Origin of the sequence: Waltera acetigignens (assembly GCF_025567015.1) — a bacterium.
In the GTDB taxonomy this organism is placed as follows: domain Bacteria; phylum Bacillota; class Clostridia; order Lachnospirales; family Lachnospiraceae; genus Acetatifactor; species Acetatifactor acetigignens.
In genome coordinates this window covers 49,167-69,464 of sequence record NZ_JAOQJO010000018.1, presented here as the reverse complement: position 1 = coordinate 69,464, position 20,298 = coordinate 49,167, and the positions used below count along the sequence as shown (strand labels likewise).

17 protein-coding genes are annotated in these 20,298 nt (G+C 47.3%); 13 read left to right on the top strand and 4 right to left on the bottom strand.

The window, feature by feature from the left end; translation table 11 throughout:
- The first annotated feature begins 30 nt into the window (after window positions 1-30).
- The 11 genes from OCV96_RS15680 to OCV96_RS15630 all read left to right on the top strand — a co-directional run bounded on the left by OCV96_RS15680 (window position 31) and on the right by OCV96_RS15630 (window position 13,963).
- Complete coding sequence (locus OCV96_RS15680) at window positions 31-2,568, top strand: PRD domain-containing protein (protein ID WP_172594791.1); 2,538 nt, start codon at window positions 31-33, stop codon at window positions 2,566-2,568.
- Window positions 2,569-2,585: 17 nt separating this feature from the next.
- Complete coding sequence (locus tag OCV96_RS15675) at window positions 2,586-2,903, top strand: PTS lactose/cellobiose transporter subunit IIA (protein WP_118503411.1); 318 nt, start codon at window positions 2,586-2,588, stop codon at window positions 2,901-2,903.
- A gap of 21 nt (window positions 2,904-2,924) precedes the next feature.
- Window positions 2,925-3,224, top strand: coding sequence for a PTS sugar transporter subunit IIB (locus OCV96_RS15670; protein ID WP_118537803.1), 300 nt, complete (start codon window positions 2,925-2,927; stop codon window positions 3,222-3,224).
- A 49-nt stretch (window positions 3,225-3,273) separates the two neighbouring features.
- Entirely contained in the window at window positions 3,274-4,566 is a 1,293-nt protein-coding gene (locus OCV96_RS15665; RefSeq protein ID WP_118537802.1) for a PTS sugar transporter subunit IIC, read from the top strand.
- Entirely contained in the window at window positions 4,566-6,068 is a 1,503-nt protein-coding gene (ascB, locus tag OCV96_RS15660; RefSeq protein WP_262594885.1) for a 6-phospho-beta-glucosidase, read from the top strand. The genes OCV96_RS15665 and ascB overlap by 1 nt, the downstream gene beginning before the upstream one ends.
- Window positions 6,065-6,331, top strand: a complete 267-nt coding sequence (locus OCV96_RS15655; RefSeq protein WP_118503419.1) for an HPr family phosphocarrier protein — start codon at window positions 6,065-6,067, stop codon at window positions 6,329-6,331. The genes ascB and OCV96_RS15655 overlap by 4 nt, the downstream gene beginning before the upstream one ends.
- Before the next feature lie 15 nt (window positions 6,332-6,346).
- Window positions 6,347-8,008: a phosphoenolpyruvate--protein phosphotransferase gene (gene ptsP / locus OCV96_RS15650; protein ID WP_262594884.1), complete on the top strand. Its 1,662-nt coding sequence runs from the start codon at window positions 6,347-6,349 to the stop codon at window positions 8,006-8,008.
- Window positions 8,009-8,093: 85 nt separating this feature from the next.
- Window positions 8,094-8,711 (top strand): TetR/AcrR family transcriptional regulator, encoded by a 618-nt coding sequence (locus tag OCV96_RS15645; protein WP_176862629.1) that lies wholly within the window; start codon window positions 8,094-8,096, stop codon window positions 8,709-8,711.
- A gap of 236 nt (window positions 8,712-8,947) precedes the next feature.
- Window positions 8,948-10,723, top strand: coding sequence for an ABC transporter ATP-binding protein (locus OCV96_RS15640; RefSeq protein ID WP_262594882.1), 1,776 nt, complete (start codon window positions 8,948-8,950; stop codon window positions 10,721-10,723).
- Window position 10,724: 1 nt separating this feature from the next.
- A complete protein-coding gene (locus OCV96_RS15635) occupies window positions 10,725-12,461 on the top strand; it encodes an ABC transporter ATP-binding protein (protein ID WP_118730860.1) in 1,737 nt (578 codons plus the stop codon).
- Between the two features lie 140 nt (window positions 12,462-12,601).
- Window positions 12,602-13,963 (top strand): MATE family efflux transporter, encoded by a 1,362-nt coding sequence (locus OCV96_RS15630; RefSeq protein WP_118730859.1) that lies wholly within the window; start codon window positions 12,602-12,604, stop codon window positions 13,961-13,963.
- A 12-nt stretch (window positions 13,964-13,975) separates the two neighbouring features.
- Here OCV96_RS15630 and OCV96_RS15625 read toward each other — a convergent pair whose 3' ends face one another.
- Both OCV96_RS15625 and OCV96_RS19655 read right to left on the bottom strand, forming a co-directional pair.
- Window positions 13,976-15,454, bottom strand: a complete 1,479-nt coding sequence (locus tag OCV96_RS15625) for an alanine/glycine:cation symporter family protein (RefSeq protein ID WP_118730858.1) — start codon at window positions 15,452-15,454, stop codon at window positions 13,976-13,978.
- Window positions 15,455-15,784: 330 nt separating this feature from the next.
- On the bottom strand, window positions 15,785-15,967 hold the full coding sequence (locus OCV96_RS19655; RefSeq protein ID WP_334303217.1) for a MerR family DNA-binding transcriptional regulator: 183 nt from the start codon (window positions 15,965-15,967) through the stop codon (window positions 15,785-15,787).
- 360 nt (window positions 15,968-16,327) lie between these two features.
- On the opposite strand from OCV96_RS19655, the gene OCV96_RS15615 reads away from it, so the two are divergent.
- Window positions 16,328-17,470, top strand: a complete 1,143-nt coding sequence (locus tag OCV96_RS15615) for a hypothetical protein (protein WP_118537793.1) — start codon at window positions 16,328-16,330, stop codon at window positions 17,468-17,470.
- Between the two features lie 8 nt (window positions 17,471-17,478).
- On the opposite strand, the gene OCV96_RS15610 is transcribed toward OCV96_RS15615, so the two are convergent.
- Window positions 17,479-18,342, bottom strand: coding sequence for an AraC family transcriptional regulator (locus OCV96_RS15610; RefSeq protein WP_262594881.1), 864 nt, complete (start codon window positions 18,340-18,342; stop codon window positions 17,479-17,481).
- Window positions 18,343-18,710: 368 nt separating this feature from the next.
- Here OCV96_RS15610 and OCV96_RS15605 point away from each other — a divergent pair, with 368 nt between their 5' ends.
- Window positions 18,711-19,637, top strand: a complete 927-nt coding sequence (locus OCV96_RS15605; RefSeq protein WP_262594880.1) for a helix-turn-helix transcriptional regulator — start codon at window positions 18,711-18,713, stop codon at window positions 19,635-19,637.
- Here OCV96_RS15605 and OCV96_RS15600 read toward each other — a convergent pair.
- Entirely contained in the window at window positions 19,579-20,280 is a 702-nt protein-coding gene (locus tag OCV96_RS15600; RefSeq protein WP_262594879.1) for a response regulator, read from the bottom strand. The genes OCV96_RS15605 and OCV96_RS15600 overlap by 59 nt on opposite strands.
- Window positions 20,281-20,298 lie beyond the last annotated feature (18 nt).

Genomic DNA, 20,298 nt, shown 5'->3' with positions numbered 1-20,298 from the left:
GATGCAAACGTTGAAAAGGAGATGCACCCTATGAAATCAAACAAAGAAAAGGTATATGACTTTATCAGACTTCATGCAGATGAAAAGGCAGACAGAGGAATATCCACCGCATACATAGCGGATGCCATGGAACTACAGCGAACGAATGTAAGCAGCATACTGAATCTTCTGGTACAGGAAGGCAGGATACAAAAATGTAACGGCAGACCGGTTCTCTATAAGGTTGGAAGAGAAGAAAGCACATTGGAAGAATGCTTTTCTGATTTGATCGGAGCGGACGGAAGTCTGAGGCAGACCATTCAGCTGGCAAAGGCAGCAGTACTCTATCCACAGCGAAGTCTCAATACGTTATTGGTGGGAGCCCGTGGAACCGGTAAGAGCCGCTTGGCACAAAGAATGTACCGTTTTGCGGTGGAACAGAAGATTCTGCCGGAAAATGCTCCGTTTCTTCACATCGATTGCCACGATTATGCAGCAGGCGGAGAAGTCAGTGCTGAGTCGGATGACAGCTGGAAACAGTCGGAGCAGGGCTTTGTATTTTTCGATAATATTCAGTTTTTAAGCCCGAGAGCCAGAAAAAGGGTGCTGGAGTATCTGCAGTCACCATCCAGAAAATATGCGGTGGCGGTAAGCTGTACAGACAAAGAACAGCTGTCGGATGAGTTCCTGGCAGAATTTTCAGTACAGTTACAGTTACCGACATTGTCGGAGCGGCCGCTGAGGGAACGGATGGAAATGATAAAACACCTTTTTTCCAAAGAGGCTGTGCGGATACAGAGACCGCTGATCGTCAGAGGAGATTTGATGACATGCCTGCTTTTCTATGAGTGTGAAGCAAATTATTATCAGCTCAAAGGAGATATCAAGATCGGCTGCGCCAATGCCTATGTGAGAGAATATGGGAAAACAGGAGATATTTCATTATTTATCAGCGATTTTTCCAATAATGTGCGCAAAGGCATGTTAAAGTACCGGAGAGAAGCAGAGGAGTTGATCGATTTTGAACAGAGATTCACGTTCAGCGGAAAAGAAATCCGGGTCAGCAGGCCGGAAGACGGAACACTATATGACAGAATCAGCCGGAAGGCAGCAGCATTAAAGGAGACAGGAATAGAGGAGGAAGAGATCAACCTTTTGCTGAGCATGGAGGTAGAAAGGACTTTTGATAAATATCGGAAAGCCCTGATACAGGATGTGACGGATAAAAAACAGTTGGAAATCCTGGTGGAAGAAAAGCTGATCAATATTGTGGAAGCATTTTTGCAAAAGGCAAAGGAACAGCTGAAACGTAATTTCTCTCCGTCTGTACTATATGGGCTGTGCCTTCATCTCAATGCAGTGATTACGGGAAAAAGAGAAAAAAGTGCTCCGGACAAAGAAAGTATTGCAGAAATACTGGTATATCACAGAGCAGAATATCTGCTAAGCGAAGAACTTGCAGAACAGATCAAAGCAGAATACGCAGTGGAATTGTCCATGGAAGAAATCTTACTTCTCACAATGTTTTTGTGCTATCAAAATGAGGAAAAGACGGAAAATGCAAGACCGGTATTGATATTTGCATTCTACGGTGTGGGAATAGCTTCCTCCATAGCACAGACGGTCAGTAACATGACAAAGCTGGATAATATTTTTTCTTATGAAATTACCAGTGAGAGAGCCTCCGCAGAGGTATATGGGACACTGAGAAATTTCCTGAAAAAAGTGCAGCAGGGCAAGGGAATTCTGGTCATCTATGATAGTAGTTTTTTGGGAGAAATGCTTCTGGAGATAGAAAATGAACTGGAAATTCCAATCCGGCAGGTCAGAGTTCCGGTAACTACACTTGGAATTGAGCTTGCAAGGCGGACCCTTACAGAAAATGATCCCGACAAGATATTGCAAAGCACAGTGGAGAGTATAGATGGTCTGGACTGTTACAGAAAATACATTGTAACGCTCTGTACCACCGGGAAAGGCGGGGCAGAGGAACTGAAACGTTACATCGAAAAATATGGACAGTTGGAAGATACAGAGGTGATCCCGATGTCGGTTACAGACAAAGAACTGTTGCGTGATAACCTGAAACACCTGATGACCACGGGAGTGGTTCAGTGCATTGTGGGAACCTATGATCCGGGAATGTTTGCAATTCCCTTCCTGCCGATCAGTGAAGTATTCGGAGCCAGAAAAGAGAGTCTTCCAAGATTGCTCCGACTGGAAAAAGAGGCAAAAGCAAAGATAGATTATGATGCAATGTTTGCATATCTGGGAGAACAGCTGACACACACCGATATTGAAAAGCTGAGAAAAATACTGCCGGATATTATGAAAGAAATCAATGCGGCGCTTAGGGAGTTATCTTTGGATGCGGAAGCCGGCTTGTTGATTCATATTTCCTGTTGTATTGACAGGCTGCTTGCAAAACAGGAAGTTGCCACAAATCCCAGAAAAGCAGCAATATTGCTTCAATATGACAAGGAATTTAAAAAACTGCTTAAAATAGTAAAACCGTTGGAAAAGACATTTCATGTCATTATCAATGATGATGAGATAGCAAATATTCTGACGATCATATATCAGCTCTAAGAATAGGAGGTTACAAAATGGAAGAAAATATGCAGGAAAAGCTGGAAGAAATCGCGATGATGATCATAGCCAATTCCGGACAGGCAAGATCAGATGCCTTCGCTGCACTGCAGGAGGCGAAAAAAGGAAATTTCGAAGACGCAGAGAAACTTCTGAAGGAGGCAGAAGAGAGTCTTCAAACAGCACATGAATCTCACAGAGAACTGTTGAAAATGGATGCGTCCGGAGAAGTGACGCAGGTAAGTATTTTATTGTGTCATGCGCAGGATCATCTGATGGGAAGTGCACTGGCACTGGATTTGATCCGGGAAATGATCGTTTTATATCAAAAGTAGGGAAAAGCAAGGAGGAATCGTATGGAACGAAAAGTATTATTGATCTGCGCAGGTGGGATGTCTACCGGAATTCTGATGCGTAAGATGGAAAAATATGCAGAGGAACAGGGAATTTCTCTGAAGATCGAAGCAGTGGGAATGTCAGCATATGAAGATGTGTACAAAAATTATGATGTCATTCTGTTGGGACCGCAGGTATCTTATAAAAAGGGTGAGATCGAGCAAAATACGCAAAAACCTATTGCGGTGATTCCGGCATATGATTATGCAATCGGTAATGTGGCCAATATTATGAAGCAGGTGGAAGACTTGTATCAATAAGTCTGCAAAACGTAAAAAGAAGGTATTTCAACAGGGAAGGAGTAAAGGTATGGCAAATTTTTATGAAAGCAAGCCCATGCAATGGGTGAAAAAAGCAGGGGAAAAAGTAGTGGGAAATAAGGGAATACAGGCGATTTCCTCCGGTATGATGATGGTAATGGGTGTAATATTGTTGGGAGCGGTATTCCAATTACTGGCAGTCATATTACAGACGATCGGTATTATCGATCAGAGTTCCGGAATCTATAGTGCACTTATGGTGCCGTATAAGGTGTCTATGGGATTTATTTCGCTGTATGTAGCTTTTACCATTGCCTATTCTTATGCAAAGTCTTTAAAAATGCAGGCGCTGATGGCAGGACTGAATTCGATTCTGATCTTTTTGATTGCAGCCGCGCCGATCAAAACAGTAGATCTGGCCGGGGAAGCGGGCGGAACTTTTACCGGAATGGATACCATGGCGCTTGATGCGAAGGGTATGTTTGTAGCCATTATTGTAGCGCTGACCAGCGTACAATTGACACATTTTTTTGAAAAGCATCATCTGGTTATCAAGATGCCGGATGCGGTTCCGGAATTTCTGCAGGATACCTTCCGTTCTCTGATCCCTCTGGTAGTAAATGCGATTATCTGGACGGTATTGGGTTATGGCTGTGTGGCATTGACACAGACAGCGCTTCCGGTACTTATTACCGGTCTGCTGGGAATGCCGCTGGCAGCACTGACAAGTGTTCCCGGAATTATTATTATCGTAATCATTGCCAGTCTGTTATGGACAATGGGTGTACATGGAACAGTGGCGGTATATGCGGCAATCGCAGCACCGTTAATGCAGTATTATGCAACCAACTATGCCAATCATGAGGCCGGTCAGGCGCTTGTATTTATGCCAATCGCGTTATTCGGTATTATCAATTGCTGTGGCGGAACCGGCAATACACTGGCGCTCTGCGTGATGGGATTATTCTCGAAATCCGAACAGCTGAAAGCAGTCAGCAAGGCAGCAATCGTGCCCGGTCTGTTTAATATTAACGAGCCTGTGATCTTCGGTTATCCTATTATGTATAATCCGATCATGTGCATTCCCTTTATCCTGAACCCTGTAATTACCATGATCATCTGTTATTTTGGATATATGATAGGATTTTTCAAACCGGCTTACATTTCCATTACGGCGAACCTTCCGGTTGGATTTGCACAGTATCTGACGACTTTGTCCTGGACCAATATCTTTATTCCGGTGATTGCATTTGCGGTAGCGTTTGCATGCTATTGGCCGTTCTTCAAAGTATATGAAAAGGAACTGGTAGCAAAAGAAGCACAGGCAAAGGAAGAAAAATAATGGAAGAAAAGCAGAAAATATTTCCACCGGGATTTCTATGGGGCGGTGCCGTGGCAGCCAATCAGGCAGAAGGTGCCTGGCAGGCGGACGGGAAAGGAGATTCTGTAGCGGATCACATTACTGCGGGGACAAAAACGTCCCCGCGGCGATTCACGGAACAGATCCGCCCTGAGGAGAACTATCCAAGTCACGAAGCTATAGATTTCTATCACAGATATGAGGAGGACATTGCACTATTTGCGGAAATGGGATTTAAAGTATTCCGGATTTCGATTGCATGGACCCGTATTTTTCCCAAAGGTGATGAGATATCGCCCAATCGTGCCGGGATTGCGTATTACAGGAAAGTATTTGAAACCTGTAAAAAATACGGAATAGAACCGTTGGTTACCTTGTCTCATTATGAAATGCCTTATTACCTGTGTGAACATTACGGCGGCTGGACCAACCGGCAGACGATTGCATTTTTCCTGCGGTATTGTGAGACGGTATTCAGAGAATATCAGGATCTGGTTCATTACTGGCTGACATTTAATGAAATGAATACCCTGGTCAGCCGTTTCGGAACGCTCCTTGCGGGAGGCATTTTACCCGAGGACGGAGAAGACCTATTCGGGACAAAACGACTGGGATCCCCCGAGACCGCGGCAGAAAAGAGTCGCAGATTCACTGCATTGCATCATCAGTTTCTGGCCGGTGCACAGGCAGTAAAAATAGCACACGAGATCAATCCCGAAAATAAAGTGGGATGTATGCTGTCTGCAGCCGGTGTGTATCCATATACCTGTAGTCCGGAAGATGTATTGGAAGCACAGGCCCAGATGGAACGCAGCAACTGGTTGTGCGGAGATGTGTGCGTAAGAGGAGCATATCCTTATTTTGCGGAACGCTTTTTTAGGGAAAATGGGGTACAGATCCGAAAAGAGACCGGGGATGATGAAATATTGAAGAATGGAAAAGTGGATTTCTTAAGCTTCAGCTATTACAGTTCCCGTTGTGCCACGGCAGACCCGAAAGTGATACAGACAGCAGGGAATATGATGCTTGGTGTGCCCAATCCCTATCTGGAAGCAAGCGAATGGGGATGGATCATTGATCCTAAGGGATTACGTTACCTCCTGAATGAACTGTACGGCAGATATCAGATTCCGCTGATGGTCGTAGAGAACGGACTGGGAGCGGTGGATCGTGTGACAGAAGACGGACAGATTTATGATGATTACCGGATTGCTTATTTAAGCGAACATATCAGACAGATGTGGGAAGCAGTAAATGATGGTGTGGAGTTGCTGGGATACACTCCGTGGGGATGTATCGATTTGATCAGTGCAAGCACCGGTGAAATGAAAAAACGCTATGGCTTTATCTATGTGGACAAAGACGATGAAGGAAAAGGAACCTTGGAACGAAAGAAAAAAGATTCCTTTGCCTGGTATCGGGAGTGCATCAGGACGAATGGAGCCAGCGTACTTTCCACGAATAAAAAAGAGGATAAATTATGACAAAAAAACAGGTTGAGATTGTGAATAAGACAGGACTGCATGCCAGACCGGCTTCTGATTTTGTACTGGAAGCCAAAAAATATGAAAGCAAAATTACGATTTGCAGAGAAAACGGCGTACCGGTGAATGCAAAATCCGTTGTACGGATTCTGGCGGAAGGAATCGGACAGGGAACCAAAATAGAGATTGCTGCGGAAGGCGCAGATGAAGAGCAGGCGGCAGCGTCTCTTGCCGCCTTGGTGGAAAGCGGATTTGGAGAATAAAGGCGGTAAATGTGTATGGAAGAAAGATTACAGGGAAATCCGGTATCTGAGGGAATTGCTTATGCGAAATCTTATATTTACATTCCCGGTACATTGACAAAGGCTCCGGGATTTTTCCCAAAGGGTCAGGAAGAGGAAAAATATCGGGAATTCAGGGAAACCTGTGAAAAGGCAGACGGTGAACTGGTGACATTGTACAACGGTATGTGTAAAGAGGATCCGGATAAGGCAAAAATCTTCAGTGCACATCGGGAATTACTCCAGGATGAAGAAATCCTTGATGAGATCCGGGAGGCAATCTGTGCGGAAAGCATGAATCCGGACAGCGCGGTCAGTAAGGTGTATACGGAATTTGCAGAATTGCTGGCAGGTGTGGAGGATCCGTTGATTGCCGAGCGCGCGGCGGATCTTAGAGATGTCAGAGACCGGCTGCTCCGGATTCTGTCGGGGCAGGAAACGTCTAAGCTGTCTTCGTTTTCGGAAGATGTAATTCTGGTAGCCCATGACCTATTACCCAGTGATACGGCCACCATGGACAGAAAACATATCAAAGGAATCCTGACGGAGGTTGGCGGAGTGAATTCACATTCCGCAATCCTGGCAAGAAGTTACGGAATTCCTGCAATTCTGGGAGTTCCGAATGTTACGGAAAAAATTCCTACAGATACTATGCTTGCCATGGATGGTTTGACCGGAGAAATATTTGTCACACCGGGAGAAGAATGTATTCGCGATATCAGGGAAAAACAGACATCTTTTTTCCGCAAAAAAGAAGCAGAAAAAAATTTTTTAAACAAACCTGCAATTATGAAGGACGGAACAGAAATAAAGATAGGAATCAATATCGGCTCGCAGGAATTTGATGTTCCGACAGACCGGTACGATTTCATCGGCTTGTTCCGTACAGAATTTCTTTATATGGAAGGGAAGGAACTTCCGGGGGAAGAAACACAATTTGAAGCCTATAGGCAGGTTGTGCAAAAGGCAAAAGGACATCCGATTACTTTGCGGACACTGGATATCGGCGGAGATAAGACATTGCCCTACATGGAATTGCCAAAAGAGGACAATCCTTTTTTGGGGAAAAGAGCAATCAGGCTTTGTTTTGCGGAAAAAGAGTTATTTTTAACGCAACTGCGTGCGGCACTGCGTGCTTCTGCTTACGGACCTCTGCAAATCATGTTTCCGATGGTCGGGAGTCTGGAAGATATTCGCAAGGCAAAAGAGTACCTGAATCTGGCAAAAGAGCAGCTGAAAGAGAGAAAGCAGCAGTTTGATGAACAGATCCGAATCGGTATTATGATAGAGATTCCCGCGATTGCCTTGATTGCAGATCTGGCGGCGGAAGAGGTGGATTTTGCAAGCATAGGATCCAATGACCTGACGCAGTATTTGTCGGCTGCGGATCGGATGAATCCGGAGGTGGCCGCTTATTACAAAAGCGATTCTACGGCAATGCTTCGGCTACTTGGGTTTGTATTTCGGGAGTTTTCCAAACGGGAAAAGGAGATATCTGTCTGCGGAGAAATGGCAGGAAATCCGGAGACCGCCCAATTGCTGGTGGGACTGGGAGCGAGAAAGCTGTCTATGAGCAGTGGAAATATCGCCGGTGTAAAGGCAAAACTGGCTGAATGTACATTACAGGAGCTGACAGCTTTAGCAGAGAAAAAACTATGATCCCTCTTGACAAAAAAATGAAATGTGTTTATATTCATAACAGTGTTATATAACGCTGTTATGAATATTTTTTTTGGAGGAAAAAGTGACAAAACCAATCGAAGGAGTTTCAGAGAGAATTCTCGTCTGTGCCAGAGAAGAATTCCTGGAGAAGGGCTATTCCGAAGCGTCGCTTCGTACGATCGCAGCCAAGGCAGACACTACTACCGGATCCATCTATTCCCGGTTTGGGGACAAGGAAGGATTGTTTTGTGCGATTGTGGAACCGGCTGCGGAAGGGCTGACGCAGATATTCCTTAAGACCCAGGAGGCGTTTCATGCCAGAGAGGCAGAGGAACAGCCGAAGGTAATGGAGGATTATGTGGTAGGCGGTATGGATGAAATGCTTGACTATGTCTATGACCGGTTCGATGATTTCCGGTTACTGCTGGATGCCTCTTACGGTACCAAGTATCAGGATTTCGTGGAGCATCTGGTGGACATTGAGACGGAGTATACCTACAAGTATATGGAAGCTACGAAATTCCTACAGGAAGGCAGCATGATCACTGAGGAGTTCCTACATATCATGGCGAGAGCCATGTTTGACAGCATGTTCGAAGTCGTCAGACACCGCATGGACAGGGATACTGCCAGAAAATATCTGCATATGCTGGAGAAGTATCACTACGGCGGATGGGGAGCCATCATCAAGCTGGGGTGAAGCATAAGATAAGACTGCTATGGAAGATTACGGTAGCAGTCTATCTTAAAAACCGACGGTTAGTTGAAACTAATTATCAATAAGCGGTGTTAGATAGGAAAGACAATAGAGCCTCAAATGTCCGGAAAAGAGAAATGATGAAAAGCAGGGCAAAATGAAAAGAAATTCTAGAAATTAAAGAGTTACATTAAATCCAAAAAATTAATTTAAATCAAAGGGAAAGAGGGAAAGATCACATGAAAAAAGAAAGCTCTATGCAGAAGCTGTTCGCTTATGCGGGCAACTACAAGTACCTGACCATTGCGTCATGGATTCTGTCCGCGGTCAGTGCACTGATTGCATTATTGCCGTTCTATTACATATGGCGGATCATGCAGGAAGTGGTGTTGGTAGCACCGGATTACAGCAAAGCGCAGAATCTGTACGTCTTGGGCTGGCGTGCGGTGGGATTTGCACTGTTATCTATGTTCATCTATATCTGCGGACTGCTGTGCTCCCACATTGCGGCATTCCATGTGCAGGCCAACATGCGCAGCATCCTGATGCGGCACATTCTGACACTTCCCATGGGGTTCATGGAAAGTGAAGGCAGTGGCAAAATCCGCAAGATCGTCAACGAATCCACCGCAGCCACGGAGACCTACCTGGCGCATCAGCTGCCGGATAAAGCTGGAGCGGTGGCAACACCTGTGGGACTGTTGCTTTTGCTGGTAGTATTTGACTGGAAACTGGGCTTATTAAGTCTGGTGCCTGTAGTATTTGCTTTTCTCATCATGGGAGCCATGACCGGACAGCGCATGAAAGATAAAATGACAGAATACCAGAATGCGTTAGAGGAGATGTCCAGTGAAGCCGTGGAATATGTCCGCGGTATTCCGGTAGTGAAGACCTTCGGACAGTCGGTATTTTCTTTCAAGCGTTTCCAGACCTCTATTAAAAAATATGAAAAATGGACCATCGCTTATACCAAAGAACTGATGTGGCCCATGGTAGGCTTTACCACACTGATCAATGCGATCTTCGCCGTTCTGATCGGTGCCGCATATTGGTTCGGTGGAGCAGGCGGGGATCCTGAGGTGCTGATCAACCTTCTGTTCTACATCATTATCACTCCGGTACTGACCGTTACATTAGGCAAGATCATGTACGGCGGAGAGAATCAGATGATCGTGGAGGATGCTCTGAAAAGAACTGATGGTATCTTAAGCCGTAATCCTCTGCCGGAAGCAGAAAAAGAGCAGAACATCAAGGATCATTCCATTGCGTTACAAAATGTATCCTTCCGCTATGAAAATGCGGGAAGAGATGCTCTGCATCAGATCAATCTCGATATCAAAGAAGGAGAGCATGTGGCATTTGTCGGTCCCTCCGGCGGCGGTAAGACCACGCTGGCAAGTCTCATTGCCCGTTTCTATGATACCACAGAAGGTAAGGTATGCATCGGCGGCGTGGATGTGAAGGATATTCCTTCCGCACAGTTGATGAATATGGTGTCCTTCGTATTTCAGGACAGCAAATTGCTTAAGATGTCCATTTACGATAATGTCCGCATGGGCAAAAAGGATGCCACCAGAGAAGAAGTCATGGAAGCTCTGAAAAATGCCCAGTGTGAGGACATTATTGCAAAGCTGCCGGACGGTGTGGATACCGTCATCGGAAGCCAGGGTACTTATGTATCCGGAGGTGAGGCACAGCGCCTGTCCGTTGCGAGAGCGATGTTAAAAAATGCACCGATCCTGATCCTGGATGAAGCTACCGCTTTTGCTGATCCGGATAATGAGGCGAAGGTACGGCAGGCATTTACGAAGCTTTCCGCAGGCAAGACCGTGATCATGATCGCACACAGATTGTCCTCGGTTGTGGATGCCGACCGCATCTGTGTGTTGAAGGATGGCGGAATTGTGGAACAGGGAAACCATGAAATATTGCTGGGACAAAACGGACTGTATGCCCATATGTGGGAAGAGTACAATAAATCCGTCAGCTGGAAAGTAGGAAAGGGGGAGAAATAGAATGAGTAGCTTACAGGCAAAATTGCAGCATAAATACGCGCTTTCCGAAAAAGGTGCGAAGGATATGATAAAGGCATTTGTATCCGTAACATGTTCCGATCTGGTGTTGATGTTCCCGGTATGGATGCTGTATTTTCTGGTAAGAGATTATTTACAGGGCACCATGGCAGGCAGAGGTGTTTTCTACATTGTGGGCTGCGTACTCTGTCTTCTTCTGATCGCGCTGACAACGTTGGTGCAGTATCGTGCCACGTTCCTGGCAACTTATGTGGAGAGCGGTGTGCGCAGAATTGCTCTGGCAGAGCAGCTGCGTAAGATCCCGTTATCCTTCTTCGGAAAAAAAGATCTGTCCGATCTGACAAGTACCATTATGGCGGACTGTGCCACCATGGAGACTGCATCCTCCCATTTCATTCCGGAACTGGTTGGTTCCTGTATCTCCACCACACTGATCGCTGTGGGTACCTTTTTCATGAACTGGAGAATGGCAATCGCAGCACTGTGGGTACTGCCTGTGTCTTTCCTCATTGTGGGATGTTCCGGCAGGGTACAGAAGAGCTTAAGTAAGAAGCAGATGAAATTAAAAATGGACTGTGCTGACGGCATTCAGGAATGCCTGGAGACCGTACGTGACCTTCGGGCCAACAATGCCCAGGCTGAGTACATGGAAGGCTTAGAGGGCAAGATCCGTGCCGTGGAAAAACATGCACTGGTGACGGAGCTTGGTACGGCAGTCTTTGTAGGCGGTGCCCAGATGATCTTAAAGCTTGGCATCGCTACCGTGGCATTGACCGGCGGTGTGTTGTTAGTAAAGGGAGAGATCGACATCCTGACCTTCTTCGTATTCCTCCTGTTGGTATCCAGAATGTATGATCCCCTGCAGGTGGCACTGCAGAATCTGGCAGCTATTATCAGTACCAGTGTGCAGTGTGACCGTCTCGACGAGATCCTGTCCCATGAGATCCAGACCGGTGCCAGCACCATGGATCCTAAGGGGTATGACATCGAATTTTCCCATGTGGGATTCTCCTATGACAGTCAGGATACCGTACTTCGCGATGTCACTTTCACGGCAAAACAAGGCGAAGTGACCGCATTGATCGGACCTTCCGGCGGCGGTAAGACCACCGTGTCCAGACTGGCTTCCCGGTTCTGGGATATCCATAAAGGTAAGATCACCGTGGGTGGCATGGACATCTCCACCATCGATCCGGAGACACTGATGTCTCTGTACGCTATCGTATTCCAGGATGTGACACTGTTCAATAATACGGTGATGGAAAATATCCGTATCGGCAGGCAGAATGCTACGGATGAAGAAGTGCTGGCTGCGGCAAAACTGGCGCATTGCGATGAGTTCGCGGAGAAACTTCCGAACGGCTGGCAGACCATGATCGGTGAGAACGGTTCGGAACTGTCCGGCGGTGAGAGACAGCGGATCTCCATTGCCAGAGCCTTTTTAAAGGATGCTCCCATCATCCTCATGGATGAGGCAACCGCTTCTCTGGATGTAGATAACGAGACACTGATTCAGGAATCCCTTTCCAGGCTGATCCGCAATAAGACCGTTATGATCATTGCGCACCGCATGCGTACCGTGGCGGACGCAGACAAGATTGTTGTATTGAAGGATGGCGTGGTGGCAGAGCAGGGAACGCCTGCCGAACTGGAAGCAAAAGACGGCATTTACCGGCATATGAAAGCCACTCAGATGGAGGCTGCCGGCTGGACATTATAATCAAACAGCCTTTTTAAAAGGAGCGGTCCGCTTGTTTACAGGCGGATCGCTTTTAGCATATTGCGTAATTCCTGCGAACGACATATAATACAATCCAACGGCAGAAAATTATCCAATGGAGAGGAACACAGAGGAATACCATGCAGATAACAGCAATGAAAAAAGACGATTTTTACAGACAGATGTTCAAACTGACCATCCCGATCATTATACAGAATCTGCTCAGTGCAGCAGTGAATTCCGCGGATGTTATTATGCTAAACTATGTGGGACAGTCCGCAATATCCGCAGTATCCCTGGCGTCAAATTTTTCGAATGTCCTGTTTATGGTATATTACGGACTGGGGACGGGAGCCACTCTCTTGTGCGCCCAATATTATGGAAAGGGGAACCTGGAAGCAATTCATACTGTAGAAGGAATCACACTTCGTTTCTCTATGGCAATTTCAGGTATAGTTGCGCTGATTGCATTTTTCCTCCCTCAGAAGATGATGCTTCTCTTTACTCCTGATCAGGAGCTGATCACTATCGGCGCCTCTTATCTGCGGATCATGGGCATCACATACCTGTGCTGGGGCATCACGGAAGTATATCTAGCCATTTTGCGAAGCGTAGGTCGTGTGACGGTCAGTATGGCGTTGAATATGCTGGCTTTCGTATTGAATGTCATTCTGAATGCCACATTTATCTTCGGACTGTTCGGCATGCCAAAGCTGGGAGCTACCGGTGTCGCCATTGCCACAGCCCTGTCCCGACTGGTGGAACTGGTGGCATGCGTCATTGTATCTTCCTTGAGCAAAAATGTAAAACTGCATCCGAAGTACCTGTTTGTTCACAGTAAGGTGCTGACACAAGATTTCATGCGTCTGTCTCTGCCAGCACTTTGCAATGATGTGTCCTGGAGTGTGGCGTTTTCCATGTATTCCGTGATCCTGGGGCATCTGGGAACAGATGCGGTGGCTGCTAATTCACTGGTCGTCGTAGTGCGCAATATCGGTACGGTGTTCTGTTTTGCCATTGCCAGTGCAGGTAGCATATTGCTGGGAAATATTATGGGACAAGGCGATCTGGAGAAGTCAAAGAGTTACGCTTCCCGGATGTTGAAGATGACGGTAATCGCCGGAGCTATAGGCGGCCTGATCGTACTGGCAATTACACCCTTTGTGTTACGGTTTGCTACATTGAATGACACTGCCATGCATTATCTGAAATATATGCTGCTCATTAATACTTATTATATTATGGGCGCTGCCGTGAATACGGCGCTGATCGCCGGAGTATTCCGTGCCGGCGGAGATACGAAGTTCGGACTGATCTGCGATACGATCGATATGTGGTGTTATGCGATCCCTCTGGGATTCTTCGCCGCATTTGTACTGAAACTTCCGGTACTGTGGGTCTATTTCCTGTTATGTACCGATGAATTTGTCAAGTGGCCCTGGGTCATTAAGCATTACCGAGAGGGTAAATGGGCGAAGAATATTACCAGAGAAGAAGTATGATTCTAAGTTAAATTACATGGCCTTTTCCTGTTCTTCCTGAATCTCTGGGAAGACAGATAACATGGGCTTTACGTCTTCTTTTTTAATGATACGTGCCACGTAATTTTTCGTGATCTTCATTACTACGGGAGACAGGGCTATGACACCGATCAGGTTGGGAATCGCCATCAATCCGTTGAAGGTGTCGGACAGATCCCAGGCCAGACCAAGGTTCATGGTGCAGCCGATGAAGATCATCAGTACGAACACTACCTTGTAGACAATGGTGGATTTCGTACCGAATAAATATTCACAGGCCTTGGATCCGTAGTGGCTCCAGCCCAGTACGGTAGAGAATGCAAACAGCAGGATCGCAATGGCGATGAAGGCAGGGCCGAAGCTGCCGAATACGGTAGCAAAAGCCTGACCTACCAGAGCGGAACCGGACACATCCACCAATACGGCACCGGTGTCCAGATCGATCAGGCCGGAGGACAGAACTGCGAAAGCCGTCAGTGTACATACGACCATAGTGTCAGCGAATACCTCGAAGATGCCCCACATACCCTGACGCACGGGTTCTTTTACATTGGAACTGGAATGTACCATAACGGAGGAACCAAGGCCGGCTTCGTTGGAGAACACGCCGCGCTTCATGCCCCAGGTCAGAGCCAGCTTCACACCGGAACCTACGATACCGCCGCCCACGGCGCGCAGACCGAATGCTCCTTTGAAAATAGCGGTAAATACGGCACCCACGTGACCGATATTTGCAAAGAAGATCACCAGTGCACCGATGACATAAGCGATGGCCATAAAGGGAACCAGCTTCTCGGTGACGGCAGCGATGCGCTTTAACCCACCGACAATGACCAGTGCACCGATGATCACCAGTACGATGCCGGTTACCGTAGCGGGAATGGAGAAGGCGGAAGTCATGTTGGCTGCAATGGAATTGACCTGACTCATGTTGCCGATACCGAAGGAAGCCAGCAGGCAGAAAGCAGAGAACAGCACAGCCAGTACGGCACCGATCTGTTTGCAGCCCTTATAGGAGCCGAGACCGTCCTTCAGATAGTACATGGCACCTCCGCTCCATTCCCCTTTGAAGTTCTTGCGGCGGTAATAGATGCCCAGTACATTTTCTGAGTAGTTGGTCATCATGCCGAAGAAAGCTACAATCCACATCCAGAAGATGGCGCCGGGACCACCGGCTACCAGAGCACTTGCCACGCCGACGATATTACCGGTACCGATGGTGGCAGCCAGTGCGGTGCACAGCGACTGGAACTGGGAGATGGACTGATCATCAGCATCCGTGTGCTTTGTTACGTGTTGGTCGTGAAAGATGCCGCCTACTGTATTTTTGAACCAGTGTCCGATGTGGGACAACTGGAAAAATTTCGTCAGGATCGTCATCAGGATACCGGTGCCCACCAACAGCACCAACATGGGAACACCCCATACGAAACCATTGATGGCATTGTTCACATTGGCTATGAGCTCTACCATATACATTCTCCTCCTTTGTTTTCAGGTAAAAGAAAAAGCGCAGACACCCGAAGATGTCCACGCTGACATAGTTACCTGATCTGTATTTCGTTTCTGATTTTTTCCCAGTATAACATATAGGAAAAGATGCCGCAAGAGAAAATTTTTCTCAAAACCCCTATTGACCTAAAGTTAGCTTTAGGTATTATGATAAAATCATCCCGTAAGAAATGTCTCTAACGTGGAAAATCAAGCATATCGAAAGCTACGGCGCCAACAGCGGCTTCCCTGTATACGGCGGAAAACTGTAAGGCGAACCGTCAGTGTGACGAAAACAGGAAATGCGAGCGATTACGAAAAGTAATGGCTCGCATTTTTAGCTTTGTATTTCGAATTCATGCGGATGGAGTCCAATTCCGCCTTACTGAACCGGCGGATCCCGGACTGCTTCTCCAGATTCGGGAAAAAGCCCTCTTTATCATAATATCTTAAAGAGGAAATCGGTAAATTTGTCATTGCGGAAACTTGTCCGATACTGTACGTATATAATCCTCCTTGTTTTTGCGAAGCAAAAATCCGAGCTTCATGTCGAGGAGAGGATTTCGTCTCCCTGCATAAAATTATCTAAAGCTGACTTTAGGTATTACTACTGTTATTATAAAGTGGCAATATGCAAAAAACAAGAGTTTTGTACTATAAAGTTTCCCCCGGGCTGTGTCGATACTATTTATATAGGAAAATACATACACCATGGATGGATAAATAGCTACGGATGGCTGCCTCATGTGAGGCGACCATCCGTTTTTGTGTGAAGCGAGAACATCGCATGCCTGCATGAAGATTTGACGGGCATTGCGACAGGGCAGCAATCACTGCTCAGAGAGGGAGAGTACTATGGCAATAACAGGAATCGGCTACGGAAGGACATTTGTGTATGAGGCACAGAAGCGAGTAAATGCAGGGGATGTACAGAGTGCGCAGGGAAGTGCGACGGAGACAGCAGAATCCCGTTTCGCGGAGAGCATTGAGGAATTGGCAAAAGAAGACAACACCGTGAAGACTCCGGTGACCCGCGGCGTACAGCTGGCCCGCCATATCGAGGGAAAGGACAAGGTGCCCTATGGAGAAATGGCTGAGGACGGCGTCATTGAATACAACGGGGTGACCTTCGTCTGTGATTATGAGCACAACCGCCTGACACTGGGGGATACCACCAATAAAGAGGATTGCATTAATATTCCGTTGTCCGGCGGCGGAAGCCTGCTGGTGAACCGAGACAACATTGATGCCCTGTCCAAGGCCATCGGCATGTTCAGGCCGGAGGATGTGAAACGGATCCTGGAGGCGCTGGCAAAGGATAACAAGATTCAGCAGATGAAGAAAGAACTGGATGACATGGAGAACGGCGATGATGTGGATAACAGTGAGGAAGCATCGGAGACCGCCGACACGGACAAGGCAGCGGGAACGGATCCTTCCGGGACGGCCGGAGAGCCGGGAAAAGAGGATTTAAGTCTCATGGCACAGATCAAAGAGAAGATGCAGGAGATCTACGACAAGCTTCAGAACGGAGACACGGATACCAAGTTCCAGATCGGCAATCAAGAATTTACGATCAAGGAGTGGGATCATTTCTTAGAGAAATTCGACAGTGTGCAGGATGCCACCCGGGCGGCACTGGAGGAAAAAATCGAAAAGGAAAAGGTAGAACGGCTGGAAGAGAAACTGACAGGTATGTCGGAGACAGCAGAAGAGCCGGATGAGGTGGATAGTATCCTGGCCCAGAGTGTGAAAACCACAGAAGAGGGCAGTGACCCTAAGACCTGGTATATCACCTGCTTTAGCGAAGATGGCATCTGGTGTAAGAAATTCACCGAAGGACAGGAAGGAGAGGATCTGTGGCGTATGGAATTTACGGATCCTTCCCAGTACCAGAAGGTGTTAAATTATTTACAGAGCTTCGCAGAGGGGGAAGAAGTTCCGCATGCAGAGGAAGAGGACTTCTGGAGAAGATTCCTTGAGGAAGACGCACGGTAGATCTGGCGTCAATCAGGATTTTTCCGATATTCCCGAGGAGACTTTCCGTAAACTTTTTTGAACAGGTCCTTAAAATAGTTGCTGTCGTTGAAGCCGTATTCCAGAGCAATATCCGTGATGGAACTGTCGGTGGTGAGAAGCGCCGTCTGGGCGTGCTTGAGCCGCACGTAGTTTAAGTATTCCTTGAATCCCATGCCGGTGATCAATTTGAATTTCTTGCTGAAGTAAGTGGGGCTTAAGGAAGCCACGGAGGAGACTTCCTCCAGTGTCAGGGGCTTGCGGAAGTTGTTGTAAATGTATCTTGTGGCAAGCAGGATGTCCGCATCCCGGGAGTTCAGCAGATCCGGTTCCTTCTCATTCATGACGGAATGGCGCATCAGAATGAGCAGAAGCTCTTCCAGATAGCATCGCTCAAAATGCTCAGAGTATTCATCGAACCGGGAATTCTCAGTGAGCATCCGGGTTAGCAGAGAGTGCAGATATTCCCGGTATACCGTAGGAACGCTGCCCATGAAGGAATGCAGCTGCAGCCCCTGCCCGGATATGGAAGTGAGGCTGTCGGCAGACCGGTCCGATAAATGCAGATATTCTTCTTTGAAATAGATCATCACGATCTCGCAGATCTCTCCGGCGGAATACAGAGAGTGATGCAGTTCTCCCGGAGCGATGAAGACCAGATCTCCGGCTTCCATCTGATAGACCGTATCTTTTAACAGGAAACGGCAGCTTCCCGACCAGAGATAAAAAATTTCATAAAAGCTGTGATAATGATCGGGCTGCAGGGGAGAAAAATCACCTCTGCGGCCCTTTTCCACGATAATCCGGTCAATATCTTTTCTGCCACGTCTGCCTTTTTTCGTTGTGATATCCATAGCGTTCCCTCATTTCCGGTGTATCCCAGTGCTGCAGTCAGAATACCACAAAAAAACAGTATTTTCAACCAAAACAAGCTATAAAAACAGCAGTAAATATAAATTAATTACGCTATTATAATAACTGAAAAAGGAACCCGCCTCTTTCAAAAATACTTTTCTCTCTATCCCCCTCGGTACACTCCCCCCTCGCCGAGGGGAATTTTTTGCGCAAAAATCACGGAAAACAGGCAGTCTCGTTACAATGGATTGCGCATTTTCCAAAGGATTGTTACCATAAGGGTACAGATCGGCCGGCATACGGTGCTAAAGCAAAGGTGCTAAAGCACCTGAGGGTTTGCAGAGTACAGAAAGGTATAGGGATTAGTATGGATAAAAAGAAAACTGGCAATCTGATCCGGGAAGCCAGACAGCGCAAAAATTATACCCAGAGTGAACTGGGAAAGATGTTAGGGGTGACCAACAAGGCGGTATCCCGGTGGGAGAACGGGGAAAGTTTCCCGGATATCGGTGTCCTGGAGTCTCTGTCCCATCTGTTGGAACTGCCGATTCAGGATATTGTGACCGGAGAGAGTGTGGCGGATCAGGAGAATGCCGTGACAGAACTCGTGAGACTGGCCAAACTTCAGGAGCAGCGAAAGCGTGAAAAGAGGCTCCTGTATCTGATTATGCTGGGGCTTTTGATCTATCACTGTGTCATCGGGATCTGTTTATTTTCAGGAAGAGGGTTGTTTGGGGGAAGAGATATTGCCTGCCAGGTGGCCGGAATCTCCATGGCGGGGACACTGACGATGCTAGGGCTTGTATACCGGTATTTCGGAAAGGAAGAGGATGTGAAAATGATTCCCTCCAGTCAATTAAGCAGAGGACTTGGAATAGCATCCCTTGCGATGCTATTGTGGAGTGTTGGAATCATGTATTTAAGCTTCGGAATGGTCCGGGCAGGAAGTGTTCCCCTTGGTATGGAACTCAGCTCACTGGGACCGTTTTTGAACAATCAGCTTTGTGCGGGCTATGCCCTGAATGTAATATTTCTGGCAGTGGAAATGTACCGTCTGCTCATGGAGCGGACGGTACTGCATCCGGGATGTGTGATCTCACCGGCGGTCATCTATCTGGATTTCTTTTACATAGACATTCTGGGCCGGATGGATACCCTGGACAGCGTCTGGAAGGCACTGGACAGAGGGACGGTACTCATTTTGCTGGAGGCAGTGCCGGGAATTGTATTTCTGTTTATACAGTCCCACCGTTCTCATTCTCACGCATCCGATAACCCACGCCGATCTCAGTGAAGACATATTGGGGCTGGGCGGGATTCTGCTCCAGCTTTCTGCGGATGTTCGCCATGTTGACCCGGAGGATCTGATTATTATTGTCCATGTAGGGTCCCCAGATGGCATTCATGATGTAACTGTAGGTCAGGACTCTGCCGGAATTCTCTGCTAACAGTGTGAGCAGCTGGTACTCAATCTGGGTCAGGTGGACTTCTTCGCCCCGCAGGCGGATCAGCCGCTTTTCGAAATCAATCTCCAGATCCAGTGCCTTATACACATGACCGGGAGCCTGGGCGTGGCTGTGCCGCAGAGAAGTACGGATTCTGGCCATAAGCTCACCGGTGCCGAAGGGTTTCGTGATATAATCGTCCGCACCCAGATCCAGAGCGGAGACTTTCTCCTGCTCCTTGGTGCGGGCAGATATGATGATCACCGGAACATCGCTCCAGGAACGGAGTTTCTGTAATACCTCCAGCCCGTCCATGTCCGGCAGCCCTAAATCTAACAGGATCACATTGGGGCAGAAAGAAGTGCTGAGACTAAGTCCCTCTCTGCCGTTTAAGGCATGCATGATCTTGTAGCCTTCCCGGTCCATGGTAGCGGTGATGAAATTACTGATACTTCTATCGTCTTCGATTAAGAGAACTTTGATCTTATTCATATCTGAGATCCATATCCT